Source organism: Paraburkholderia nemoris, assembly GCF_905221015.1.
Classification (GTDB): Bacteria; Pseudomonadota; Gammaproteobacteria; order Burkholderiales; family Burkholderiaceae; genus Paraburkholderia; species Paraburkholderia nemoris.
The window spans coordinates 1-13,086 of sequence record NZ_CAJNBO010000003.1 but is presented as its reverse complement, the minus strand read 5'-3'; the positions used below and the strand labels follow the sequence as shown (position 1 = coordinate 13,086).

The following is a 13,086-nucleotide window of genomic DNA, read 5'->3' as shown; positions in this document are numbered from 1 at the left end:
TCTTGACTGCAGTAACGTACCAAGAAGCGGCAACCAACGGCTATGAAATGCTAAGGATCGACGAAGTCACGGATAGCGAAGGTTTCCCCGAGCGATGCGATGTCGCGGTAATTGGCGGTGGCATTATTGGTGTCAGCACCGCGTATGAACTGGCGCGACGCGGCGTCCAGGTGGCGCTGCTCGAAAAGGGCGTCATCGGCTGCGAGCAGTCGGGGCGCAATTGGGGCTGGGTACGTCAGCAGAACCGCGACCTCCATGAGTTGCCGCTCGCGATGCAGAGCCTCAAGCGCTGGAGCGAACTAAGCGAAGAACTGGGCGAGGACATTGGGTTTCGTAAGGCGGGCATCCTGTACGGCACGGAGCATCAATCGGACATCGCGCAGTGGGAATCGTGGCTTGCCCGCGCCCGGGAAGTCGGCTTTAACAGCGAGATCCTCAGTGCGCGCGAACTGGCAGCGCGCATTCCGTCCGGACGCGCGAAGTGGGCTGGAGGGCTGTGGTCTGTCACAGACGGCCGCGCCGAGCCGTCGAAAGCCGCGCCTGCGATTGCTCGCGGCGCGCAAGGTCTCGGCGCGATGGTGTATCAGAACTGCGCGGTACGAAGTCTCGACACGAGTGCTGGGCGTGTCTCTGGCATCTGGACGGAGCGCGGCCGGCTCGCAGCCGACACCGTCGTTCTCGCGGGAGGCGCCTGGAGCGCGTTGTTCTGCCAGCATCACGGCATCGATCTGCCCGCCATCAACGTGATGGGAACGGCGTTGCGAACCGCTGAGGCGCCGGGGGTCATCGAAGGCTGTTTCTCCGGGCCTAACTTCGCGCTGAGGAGGCGGTTGGACGGCGGCTACACCATCGCTGTTCCCGGCTACGGACGCGTGGAACTCGCGCCGCAAAACCTGCGGCATTCGGTGAAGTTCCGCACCATGTTCCGCAGCAAACTGAAGAAAAAACTGAAGATTCGCGTCGGTGCCAGCTTCTTCCACGGACCGGAGGCAAGCGCAACCTGGCGCGACGATGACGTCTCGCCGTTCGAAGAAACGCGGGTGCTGGATCCCCGGCCTGATACCGAATGGCTCGAACGTGCCCTGCAAAACGTGGCCAGCGTGTTTCCCGAACTGTCGGGGTTGCGGATCGCTCACGCATGGGCGGGCGCGATCGACACGACGCCGGACCTCGTTCCCGTCATCTCGAAGGTTAATGCGAAACCCGGTCTCGTGATCGCGTCCGGCTTCAGCGGACACGGCTTTGGACTAGGGCCAGGCGCAGGCGTTCTCGTGAGCCGGCTGGTAATGGACGAGGCGCCGCAGTTCGACATTAAACCCTACAGACTGGCGCGCTTTGCCGACGGAACAAAACTGAGCAGCCCCGAAATGATGTGAGTCGAGGCCGCGGGCGGGCTATCGCGGCGGTGTGAGATTCAGGCAGTCCATGCTGTTTGCATGAGGCAGTAAGGGGCCATCAAGCGACCATCGCGGCCTTCAACTGAACGGCCGCAGCTTCATTCGTGATAGGCAACTGGCACGTGATCCGTGTGGCGTGGCGACAGGCGAGTTACTGTAGATTTTTCGAGAGCTGTCCGCGCAAGGTATCTGCCATCTTCTGCAAGATATCCGGCAAGAGAACCTGCGCCTCGAGCGGGCCCATAACCGAATACCCCGATCCCAACTCCCCATCGATCACTATCACGGCTACGCAGCGCGCCTTCGTTATCTCACGAAGCCGATTGCATGCGGAATCGAATAGTCCGGCCGACTCCCCACCCGGCATGACCGTTGGCTCGAAGTTTGATGTCATTGTGCCCTCGCAAAACGCTCGAACAATCCATTGACCGAAGCGTAATCCACGGAAGAGTCTAATTTCGTTACCTTCCATGATCACGGCGTCGGGAGTACCGTCGCTCGTCACTATGCGCAGGCATGAATTTTGCACCCGAAGTCCCGCCCCAGTTCCCTTGCAGACTCCTCATGCCGAGACCGTCGTTTTCCACCCAGCTTTACGCGCTGTGGATCCTTATCGCCGTACTGTGCTGCCTGCTGACCGCAACCGTGTGGGTGATGCTGTCGTCGGCGCTCGGGGAGCGCATCGCCGATGCGAAGCAGCAGGCCGTCACGGCCTGCGCGGCGGTCGCGTCGCGCTACGACATGTCGGTGCAGCGGCCGGGCGAAACGAATGTCGATCTCATGCACGCCGTGCTCGATCTCGTCCTGGTCCGCACGGAAGGTATTGAAGGCGGGTTCTGGACTTCCGCACCCGCGCCTGGTGCACCGAGCGGCTTTCTCGCCTACGCGTTTCCCACCTACGAAGGTAGCGGTCTCAAACGCGATATACCCGAGGCTGAGACACCGCTCATTCTTCGCACGCTGCGAAACGTGGTCAGCACCGGCCAGATGCGCGCCGACGTCGTCTCTGGCGGCGCCGATGCGGTAGTCGCCGTCGCCTGTCCAGTTCCGCGTCATGCCGGCCTGCTCGTCTGGATGCTCACGCGCGCGCGGGCGCCGCTTGGGCCGTATGGGGAGAAGGCCGCGACTTTCCTCGCGGGCGTGCTCGCGATCATCGTGGCCCTGGCGCTGCTGCTCGCGATGGCGCTCCGACGCTGGAAGCGCAACCTCACGCGGCTCGAACAGGCGCTTGCGCCAGACGGTCGACTCGAGCAGGGCAGGCGGATCGATCGACTTGGCGAGCGCGATCTGGACCATATCGTCGACGCGCTGAATCGTTATGTCGAACGCGCAGAGCACCTGCAACGCGAGGCGAACGAGTTGAGCGCGAAACTCGCGCAGGCGGAACGTTTCGGCGCGCTTGGGAAGATGGCCGCACAGATCGCCCACGAAATCCGCAATCCGGTGGGCGCCATGCGGCTCAAGGCGGAAAACGCGCTGGCCGGCGACGCCGCCCGGCGCGAATCCGCGCTGAAGATCATCATCGAGCAGGTGGGGCGCATCGAGTCCCAGTTGTCGAGCCTGCTCGCGCTTACCCAGCCCGTCACCGTCCGCGCGCAGGAAGTCGATCTGCGCGCGTGGCTTGCCGGACTGGTTCGTACGCACGAATCGCGGGCGGAAAGCCGGCACGTAAGCTTGCAGGCCGAAGCTGAGTCCTGCACGACGCAGCCGGTCTTCGATTCGGCGCAACTGGCGCGCGCGCTCGATAACCTGATCGTCAACGCGCTGCGTCACGCACCGTCGGGCGGACACGTCACGGTCAGGGCGCGTGCCATGTCGGAGGATGACGGCGAGCGGCTCCGTCTCGAAGTGATCGACGATGGCCCGGGCGTGAGTGCCGCCGAGCGCGAACGCATCTTCGAGCCGTTCGTCACAGGCCGGCCCGACGGGTCGGGTCTGGGCCTCGCTGTCGTGCGCGAGATCGCATCGGCGCATGGCGGCCGCGCGTGGCTCGAGGACAATCCGGAATTGACCTGTTTTGTAATCGATATGCCATGGCGACCATCCTGATCATCGACGACGACGACGCCTTCCGTGACGGCCTCGCAGAAACCATCCAGGACCTTGGATACACGCCGCTCGAGGCGCGTTCGGGCGAAGAAGCGATCGAACGTCTGCGCGAGGAGGCGTCGCCCGACTGCATCTTTCTCGACTTCCGGCTGCCGGGCGCGGACGGCCTTTCCGTGCTCGAAACGCTGCGTGGGACGGCTGGCCTGCAGGACGTGCCGGTCGTGATGCTGACCGCGTACGCGACGAGCGACAACACGATCGGCGCGATGCGGCTCGGCGCCTTCGAGCATCTGACCAAACCGGTTGGCCGCGACGAGATCGCCGCGCTCCTCGCGCGCATTCTCGCAACCCGCGTCAATACGCCCGCTCCGCAGGCGATCCACAGATTCGCGGACGAAACGCCCTCGCGCGAACCGCAGTTGCTCGGCATCAGCGAAGCCATGCGCGACGTACAGAAGCGCCTCGGCCGCGCGGCCGGCACCAACTCGACGGTGTTGATTACCGGTGAGACGGGCACCGGCAAGGAAGTGGCGGCGAGCGTGCTGCATCGTGCGTCGGCGCGTGCGGGCGGACCGTTCGTCGCCGTGAACTGTGCGGCGATCCCGGAAGACCTGCTCGAGAGCGAACTCTTCGGCCACGCCAGGGGTGCCTTCACCGGTGCACATGCGGACCGGCGCGGTCGCTTCGAAGAAGCGCATGGCGGCACACTCTTTCTCGACGAGATCGGCGACATGCCGCTCGCGATGCAGGCGAAGCTGCTGCGCGTGCTGCAAGAGCGGCAGATCACGCCGCTCGGAACCAACCGGCCGCTTGCTGTCGATGTACGCGTGGTGGCCGCGACGCATCGCGACCTGCCGGCGATGGTCGCAGCGGGCACGTTCCGGCAGGATCTATCGTATCGGCTCAGCGTGATTCCGTTGCACATGCCGCCTTTACGCGAGCGCGTAGCCGACATTCTGCCGCTGGCGGAGCATTTCCTCGCAGCCGTCGCGGGTCCCTCCAAAGCGGCGCGCAAACATCTCTCCGCGGACGCCCAGCGCCTGCTCGTCGGCTTCAGCTGGCCCGGCAATGTGCGGGAACTCGCCAACGCCATCGAACGCGCGAGCGCGCTTGCGCCTGCCGCGCTGCTGACCCGCGAAGATTTCGCTTTCCTGTTCGATCCGGCCGCGAACGACGCTTATGCGATTCCCGCAGGCCTCATCGACCTTCCGCTGAACGACGCTCTCGCACAACTCGAACGCGCCCTCATCGTCCGGGCGCTTGCGCTCGCTGATGGCAATCGCGCCGAAGCGGCACGCAGGCTCGGCATCAGCCGCCAGTCGCTCTACACGCGTCTGGCGAATCTCGGCCTGTCCGACTCCTGACCGTTCGAAGGGGACCAAGGTGTCCATTAACCGGACGGTACCTGTCCGGTTAATGGACACTGCGGCCCTGATTCGTTGCGTTGCTACCCGGCCGCACGGGATTTCTGGCCGATGGCATAGGCCTTGCAAAAAGCTCCTCGTCTTACGAAGGAGTGGACCATGCAAGCGATTCCGAATTACCCGCTTAGCAGCATCGCTACGCGCGTCTTGAGCGCGATGAGCCTCGCGGCGCTCATGGCGGCGAGCACTGGATGTGCCGCCCAGACTCAACCTGAGCCACCAACCGCACCTTCGCCGCCACCGATCGCGACCGGCGCGACACGACCCGTGCCTCCATCCGGCGTCGCTGCCATGGCGCCCCCGCCGCCGGTCGGCGGCCCGGCGCTGCTCACCGATGCCGGAGATATCACGACCGCGCAGGGCACCGTCGCGCGTTTTCTCACCAATCCGGATGGCGACGTCGACGGCTTGCTGACGAGCGACGGCGTGCTCGTGCATGTCCCGCCGCACATGGGCCCGCAGCTTACGTCGATGGTTCGTCCGGGCGACAACGTGCAGGTGAGTGGGAGGCGCAATGCTGGCGGCGCGCTCGCGGCGCAGCGCATCACCGACACGCGCAGCGGCCAGCAACTGGAAGATCAGCCGCCACTACCGGGTACCCAGCCACTGCCGCTTGAGCTACGCGGCGCCGCGCTGTCGCGTCTCAGCGTGGAGGGCCAGGTGGCGCACGTTACGACCGCGCCACGCGGAGAGCCGGACGGCGTGATCCTGGCCGACGGCACCGTGATCCGGCTGACGCCGCCGATCGCCCAGCAGTTTCCGACGCTCGTGCGAACCGGCGCGAAGGTCTCGGCGCAAGGCTACGGTACGCGCACCCAGTACGGCACGGCACTGCAGGCGACGGCATTCGGATCGCCCGGCAATCTGACCCGGCTCTACGATCGCGCGCCACCGACCCCTTGAGCGCGCCCGATAACCGCACCTGATAACCGCACCTGACATTCACCCGTTCAACCGTCATCGAAAAAAAGGACCATGACCATGCATTGGATCGATCCCGACAGTCTTCCCGAAACGCGCGGCACGGTAACGCGTTTTCTTTTGAATCCGCACGGCGAACTGGATGGCTTCGTGCTGGGCGCGCGTCAGTTGCAGCAAGTCCATTTCCCGCCCCACCTGTCGCGCCAGGTCGCGCGGCTCGTGGCGGTGGGCGACGCGGTGCGCGTACGTGGCGTCAAGCCGCGCGGCGCAGACATGATCGCAGCCGTCTCGCTCACGTCGAAGACAGGCAAGGTCATTCTCGACGAAGGCCCGCATCGCGACGGCGAGAAACATCATCACCCTGACGCTGAGCGCAGCCCCATGGAGGCGAGCGGCGAAGTGCTGCTGTCACTGTTCGGTCCGAAGGGCGAGTTGCGCGGTGCGCTGCTGGACGATGGCACGTCGTTGCGCATGCCACCGCATGCCGCCGCCGAGCTGGCGTCGTACCTGGCGCCTGGGGCGCATGTCCATGCCTGGGGACACGGCATCAGGAACCGGCACGGGCGAACCGTTGAAGTGGACGAGATCGCCGAACTCATCGACGCAGAAACCGCCGCCTGAAGCAGGCCCGGCCGTACAGGGAGAAAGCGACATGTTGAGCTGGGTGCACTTCGGGGATCTGCACGCTTCGTCCGACGACGGCTATCGGAGCATCGATCGCCTGCAAACGGTTTTCGATCGATGAATCCTCAATACGCGCTCGAAGGGCTTAACTTCTTCATGGCCGATGTCCAGGCAGGCATCGGGCCGTTTCTTGGCGTCTTTCTGCAGGCGCAGGGCTGGCACCCCGACGCGATCGGCACGGTGATGACGCTCGGTGGCATAGCGGGCATGCTCGCGACTTCGCCGTCCGGCGCGCTCGTCGATGCAACCCGTCACAAGCGCGGCTTGATTGTCGCGGCAGGTGTGATGACGACGCTCGCCTCGCTCGTGCTATGGGTCGCACATACGTACTGGATGGTCGCGGCGTCGCAGATCCTCACGGCGATGACAGGCGCCGCGCTCGGGCCGGCCGTGGCGGGCGTGACGCTCGGCATTGTCCACGAGCGCGGCTTCGACCGGCAGTTTGGCCGCAACCAGGTGGCCAATCACGCGGGCAACGTGGTTGGCGCGGCGCTGTCGGGCTGGCTTGGCTGGCGCTATGGTTTCGGCGCGGTGTTCGCCCTCGCGGGCGTCTTCGGCGCGTTGTCGGTTGTCTCGACGTTGCTGATCCGACCTGATTCCATCGATCACGACCGCGCACGGGGTCTGGCCGCCGCCCCTTCCACGCAGGAGCACGAACAGGCGAGCGGCTTTCGTGTGCTGCTGACGTGCCGCCCGCTGTTGCTGTTGTCCGCCGCACTCGCGATGTTTCACCTCGGTAATGCCGCGATGCTGCCGCTCTACGGCCTCGCAGTTGTCGCCGCGCATAAGGGCGACCCGAGCGCGTTCACCGCGCAGACGATCGTGGTCGCACAACTGGTGATGGTCTTTGCGGCGTGCTTCGCGAACCGGTTGATCCAGCGCGTCGGGTACTGGGGTGTGATCCTCATCACCTTTCTTGCGCTGCCGCTGCGCGGGCTGGTCGCGGCGCTCTTCATCTCGGCTTGGGGGGTATGGCCTGTGCAGGCGCTCGATGGCATTGGCGCGGGGCTGCAAAGCGTGGCCGTTCCAGCGCTCATCGTGCGGCTCCTGCAGGGCACCGGGCGTGTCAACGTCGGACAGGGCGTGGTGATGACCGTGCAGGGTGTAGGTGCGGCGCTGAGTCCTGCACTCGGCGGTGTCCTCGCGCAGCACTTCGGCTATGCGGCGGCCTTTCTCGTGCTGGGCGCCGTGTCGATGGGCTCGCTTGCGCTGTGGCTGCTGTTCGGCACCTCTCTGAAAAAGGCCTGTGGCATTCACAACGATCTCGCCAACCAGAATCCGCTCGTTACATGAATCCGACTTTCCTCTCCTGGGGTATCGCGTTTGCCGCTACCGCTGGCGTTATCTTGCGTCCCTTCCGATGGCCGGAAGCGATTTGGGCAGTGACAGGCGCGGTGCTGCTCGTCGCGCTCGGGCTGCTTCCTGTCAGCCTCGCGCTGCAGGCAGTTGCAAAAGGCACCGACGTCTATCTGTTCCTCATCGGCATGATGCTGCTGTCGGAACTGGGTCGCCGTGAAGGACTGTTCGACTGGATCGCAGTGCTTGCCGTGAACCACGCGAAGGGCTCGCCGCGCAGGCTCTTTCTGCTGATGTACCTGGTCGGCGTCGTGGTGACGACGTTTCTGTCGAACGATGCCGCTGCCGTCGTGCTGACACCCGCCGTGTTCGCCGTCGCGAAAAAGGCGAATACGAAGCCGTTGCCTTTGTTGTTCGTGTGCGCGTTCATCGCCAATGCGGCGAGTTTCGTCCTGCCAATCTCGAATCCCGCCAATCTCGTGCTTTACGCGAATCACGCGCCGGCACTGGACTTGTGGTTGGCGCGCTTCGCCGTGCCGTCGGTGCTGTCGATCGTCGTGACGTTCTTCATGCTGCGCTGGACGCAACGTCGGGATCTGCAAGGGGAGTGCGCCTCCGGTCTGCCGGTGGACACGCTCAGCGCGAACGGCAAGGTGGCGCTGGCGGGCATCGGCGTGACGGCGATCGCGTTGCTTGTCGTCTCCGCCCTCGATTTGCAGCTCGGCCTGCCGACCGCCGTGCTCGGCATCCTCACGACACTGGTGGTGCTCGTCAAGGAACGCAAGTCGCCGGTGGAACTGATTAGCGGCATCTCATGGAGCGTGCTGCCGCTCGTGGCGGGACTCTTCGTGCTGGTGGAGACGCTCGCGCACACGGGCGTCATCGCTCAACTGTCGCGGCTGCTCGCGCAGGCGACGCAGCAGAGTCAACTGGCTGCGGCCGCGACATCGGGGCTCATCGTCGCGCTGGGCAGCAACGCGATCAACAACCTTCCGGCAGGGCTGATCGCCAGCGCGACCGCATTGCAGGCGCATAGCCCCGAGCGGGTCATCGACGCCATGCTGATCGGCGTGGACCTCGGCCCGAACCTGTCGATCACCGGCTCGCTCGCGACTATTCTGTGGCTGCTTTCGATCCGCCGCGAAGGCGAAGAGGTGAGCTTCATGCAGTTTTGCAGGATCGGCATGTTCGTGATGCTGCCTGCGCTCGTGCTGGCGATGGCCGCACGGCTTTTGACCGGACATTGAGAGAACCTGAAGGAGGAGCGTGATGAACAGCGCGTGGATCTATCCATTGCCCGACATGGCCAGCCTGTTCAGCACCAACAATCCCCTGACCAATGGCATTGATCTAGCCATATATAAATTCAATTGCGCGCAAACCTTTGCGTTCAGTCGCGCAGTGTTTGTGCCCCTCCAGCAATGCGACAGGGCGCCGTAATGCCAGATGCATGCACGTGAAGCTTTTGCATTCGGAGCCCGCACGTCTTCTGGTCTACTCCACGCGTCGAATTTCTTTTTTTGTGCACCACCGATTGGCAACTGGAGTTGAAATATGAATCTCAGCAATCTGTCAGTTAAGGCAAGACTCACGGGGACCTTTGGCGTGCTAGCCGCCACTGTCCTTATCGTGTCAGGCATTTCGCTGAAGTCACTGAACGATGCCAACGACCGATTCGCAAATTTCGTGTCGGGCGTCAATGCCCGCGCCACTATGGCTGAGCAGATTCGAACCGCAGTTGACCGACGTGCGATTGCCGCACGCAACATGGCGCTCGTGACCACGCAAGGCGATTTCGAAATGGAAAAGGCCGCTGAAGCGCAAGCCCAGATGGATGTCCAGTCGAACATCGCGAAACTTACCCAGATGGTTTCGTCCGCGACCGACGCGACGGAAAAGACCCGCAGCCTTGTGGGCGAAATCAGCCGGATTGAGGCCGTTTATGCACCTGTCGCCGAAGCAATCGTCGCTCTCGCCGTTGGAGGCAAGCGCGACGAGGCGGTGAAGAAAATTGACGACGATTGTCGGCCGCTGCTCGCCGCCCTGGTCAAGGCAACGGACGACTACGCACAATACACGCGCGGCCGTGAAGAGGAACTCGTTCGACAGTCCGAGGAAAATTATGCAACGCAGCGGAATTTGCTGATGCTGATCTGTCTCGCCGCTGTTGCGTTGGCAGTCGTGGCGGGCATGGTCATCACGCGAGGATTGCTGCGTGCACTCGGTGCCGAGCCGGTGGCCCTCGGTGAGGTCACACGGCGCGTAGCCGCTGGCGATCTGAGTCCCGTCGCAGGCGCGAAGAATGCGCCGGGAGGGAGCGTGCTCGCGTCGATGGGTGAAATGCAGGCAAGTCTCGTCAGCCTGATCGGTCAGGTGCGTACCGCCGCAGACAGTATCGCGACCGGCTCAAGCCAGATTGCTTCGGGCAACGTCGATCTTTCGTCCCGCACCGAACAGCAGGCCGCGTCGCTGCAGGAAACCGCGTCAAGCATGGAAGAGCTGACTTCGACAGTGAAGCAGAACGCGGAGAACGCTCAGCAGGCAAGCTCGCTCTCCGCCAACGCGTCCGAAGTGGCGCTAAAGGGCAACGAGGTAGTGAGTCAGGTCGTCGGTACGATGGGCGAGATCAGCACGAGTTCGACCAAGATCGCGGAGATCACGGGAATTATTGAAGGAATCGCGTTCCAGACCAATATCCTGGCGCTGAACGCGGCGGTGGAAGCGGCGCGGGCAGGGGAGCAGGGCCGCGGGTTCGCGGTGGTTGCAAGCGAGGTGCGCAGCCTTGCGCAGCGGTCGTCGAGCGCGGCGAAGGAAATCAAGGATCTGATCAACGCGTCCGTCCAGAAAATCCACGATGGATCGTTGCTCGCGAATCAGGCGGGAAAGACGATGTCGGAGGTCACGCAGGCCGTCGCGCGGGTGACCGACATCATGGGCGAAATCGCCGCCGCGTCGACGGAGCAAAGCAGGGGCATTGAACAGGTCAACCAGTCGATCACGCAGATGGACGAGGTCACGCAGCAGAACGCTGCGCTGGTGGAGGAAGCGGCGGCCGCATCCAAGTCGCTCGAAGACCAGGGGCGGCAACTTAATCAGGCTATTTCGTTCTTTCGTCTGGATGCCAGTTCCGCTTCGCTGGTACTAGATGGACGGGCATCCTCCGCCAATCGTCAAATGACACGTTTTCTTTCGGCGTAAGGTCAAAGTTTCTGGCCATGCTCTGCGAGCTGGAGTTCGTGACGTGCCTTGGCCGGAGGACCGCGCGAGGCGCCAAACTACCCCGCCTTTCTTCGGCCAAACGAGGCCGGCTATGCCGTTTCGTGGCTCAACTGAGTTGCGCCCGTTAGCGGTCAGAGAGCGGAGTGGATAGCGTCTCGCGGCTCACAGCAGCGGTAAACTTGCCCATCGAATGGACCCGAGGGTCCATTTTTTTTGGATGCTGCCGTTAACCGGGTCATCGGCTATCCGCGAAACCTTGGCAATCCTTCGCCGCTGAATCCGTTTACCCCAACCCGACTCTACCGCTGCGACTGCGCGATAACGTTGTTAGGACCGGGTGCACCCATTAAAGCGTTACCGTGTCTCTTTCCATGACCACCGGAAAACTGGCTGTTCTCGCTGGCCGCCATCCTTTGATCGTCGGCGTGCTCGGAAGTCTGATGTCATTGGGCGTGTTGGCGATCAGTCTGATCACGCTTCTGGCCTCCCGTGAGGCCGCCGTCGAACATGCCCATGAAACGTCCAGAAACGTCACGGCCGTATTGGTCAGCAATATCGCGAGGACGATTGAAACGTCAAATAATTCCCTTCTCGCCTTGATTTCGGCGCTGGACAAGCCTGTGGTCCAAAGCATGAATCCTGACCTGCGTCACGAATTGCTGTTTGACCGCACCGCGGCTATGTACGTCACCGGGATGGGAGTCACGGACGATCAGGGTCGTCTTGTCGACGGCTGCTGTTCCAGCTCCCATACATGGGATTTCAGCGATCGGGACTATTTCATAGTTCATCGCCAGTCGGCGAATGTCGGGCTCTATGTGTCATCAGTGTACCGGGCGCGGTCGCGGCCAGGCGCGCAGTCAATCGCGATCTCGAGAAGGATGACCCGGCCCGACGGGTCATTCGGCGGGGTAGCGATTGTCGCTATTGACGTCGAGTATTTCAGGCAACTCCTTGCAAAACTGGACGTGGGGCCAAAGGGTATCACTGCGATCGTACGGACGGACGGCACGCTGGTGGCCAGAAATCCCCCAAGCAGCCGGGCTGGGCAGGTCAATGTGGGTACATCTCCAGTGTTTCCGCGTATGGTGAATCATGATTCCGGGTTCTATGCTGCCCGATCGATCTCGGACGGCGTACTTCGTCTGTATACATTCCAGCGCATTCCCGGCACGCCACTCATCGCCGTCGTCGCGCCGGCGGAAAGCGACGTACTGGCCTCCTGGAAGCAGTTGTCATGGATAGTCGGGATTTCCGCATTGTCCGTTAGCTTCGCGTTCTGTGCAGCGGTCTGGTTGCTTGCGTTTGCACTGCGGGACCAGGTAAAGACTCAGGTGCTGCTTACAGAGCTGACGCAAACCGACGCGTTGACAGGGCTCAAGAACCGCCGTGCCCTCGACGAAGTGCTCGAAAACGAGTGGGCCAGACTTCAGCGCCATGATGGTTACCTGTCGGTGTTGTTCGTCGATGCGGATAACTTCAAGAAATACAATGACAGCCACGGCCATGCTCAGGGCGACATAGCACTACAGCATCTCGCGGAGTGTATCAATCGTCACGCGCGTCGTCGTGGCGATGTCGCGGCACGATATGGTGGGGAAGAATTTGTTGTGGTGTTACCCGACACGGATGAAGCGGGCGCGGTTCAGATTGCTGAAGCAATACGTCGTGAAGTCGAGCACGGGCGACAGACTTTGGCTTCTGCGAGAATTTCGCCCTTCACAGTGAGTATTGGATGCGCGACCGGTCGACGCTCACGTCCCTTGTCACTGGATGAATTGACTAATTCAGCTGATATGGCGCTGTACGCGGCCAAAAGAAGTGGAAGGAACGCTGTCGTCTCGGCAGGTGATATTGTCGCACCGACTCAGCCGCAGACTTGAATGCACTCCTTGGCTGGGGCCGTCTCGTTCTGACATCACAGCGGCCAGTCGAGGAAGAAGGCCGGCGGGCCGATTAGGGTCGCTATGCAAATCTCTGCATAGCGACCCCTATGCGCAGGTCGCAACTATGCACACATGCCACGAGATCCACGGTACCGGCCCAGATCCGGTGAGGATTCGGACCGATACCATCTGCGCATAGTTATAGCGTCC

The 13,086-nt window shown here is 62.8% G+C and carries 10 protein-coding genes; all 10 read left to right on the top strand.

Features of this window, described 5'->3' with window-relative positions:
• The first annotated feature begins 47 nt into the window (after positions 1-47).
• The 10 genes from KHO33_RS04775 to KHO33_RS04730 all read left to right on the top strand — a co-directional run bounded on the left by KHO33_RS04775 (position 48) and on the right by KHO33_RS04730 (position 12,873).
• Positions 48-1,376, top strand: a complete 1,329-nt coding sequence (locus tag KHO33_RS04775; RefSeq protein ID WP_200564581.1) for an NAD(P)/FAD-dependent oxidoreductase — start codon at positions 48-50, stop codon at positions 1,374-1,376.
• Positions 1,377-1,961: 585 nt separating this feature from the next.
• A complete protein-coding gene (locus KHO33_RS04770) occupies positions 1,962-3,446 on the top strand; it encodes a sensor histidine kinase (protein ID WP_200564582.1) in 1,485 nt (494 codons plus the stop codon).
• Positions 3,431-4,810, top strand: coding sequence for a sigma-54-dependent transcriptional regulator (locus tag KHO33_RS04765; protein WP_200564583.1), 1,380 nt, complete (start codon positions 3,431-3,433; stop codon positions 4,808-4,810). The genes KHO33_RS04770 and KHO33_RS04765 overlap by 16 nt, the downstream gene beginning before the upstream one ends.
• 159 nt (positions 4,811-4,969) lie before the next feature.
• On the top strand, positions 4,970-5,773 hold the full coding sequence (locus KHO33_RS04760) for a hypothetical protein (RefSeq protein ID WP_200564584.1): 804 nt from the start codon (positions 4,970-4,972) through the stop codon (positions 5,771-5,773).
• 78 nt (positions 5,774-5,851) lie between these two features.
• Positions 5,852-6,412, top strand: coding sequence for a hypothetical protein (locus KHO33_RS04755; protein WP_200564585.1), 561 nt, complete (start codon positions 5,852-5,854; stop codon positions 6,410-6,412).
• A 120-nt stretch (positions 6,413-6,532) separates the two neighbouring features.
• A complete protein-coding gene (locus tag KHO33_RS04750; RefSeq protein WP_200564586.1) occupies positions 6,533-7,768 on the top strand; it encodes an MFS transporter in 1,236 nt (411 codons plus the stop codon).
• Positions 7,765-9,018, top strand: coding sequence for an arsenic transporter (locus KHO33_RS04745; protein ID WP_054042047.1), 1,254 nt, complete (start codon positions 7,765-7,767; stop codon positions 9,016-9,018). The genes KHO33_RS04750 and KHO33_RS04745 overlap by 4 nt, the downstream gene beginning before the upstream one ends.
• Before the next feature lie 22 nt (positions 9,019-9,040).
• Complete coding sequence (locus KHO33_RS04740; RefSeq protein WP_172737880.1) at positions 9,041-9,211, top strand: hypothetical protein; 171 nt, start codon at positions 9,041-9,043, stop codon at positions 9,209-9,211.
• 114 nt (positions 9,212-9,325) lie between these two features.
• On the top strand, positions 9,326-10,969 hold the full coding sequence (locus KHO33_RS04735; protein ID WP_054042049.1) for a methyl-accepting chemotaxis protein: 1,644 nt from the start codon (positions 9,326-9,328) through the stop codon (positions 10,967-10,969).
• 392 nt (positions 10,970-11,361) lie between these two features.
• Positions 11,362-12,873 (top strand): sensor domain-containing diguanylate cyclase, encoded by a 1,512-nt coding sequence (locus KHO33_RS04730; protein ID WP_200564587.1) that lies wholly within the window; start codon positions 11,362-11,364, stop codon positions 12,871-12,873.
• Positions 12,874-13,086 lie beyond the last annotated feature (213 nt).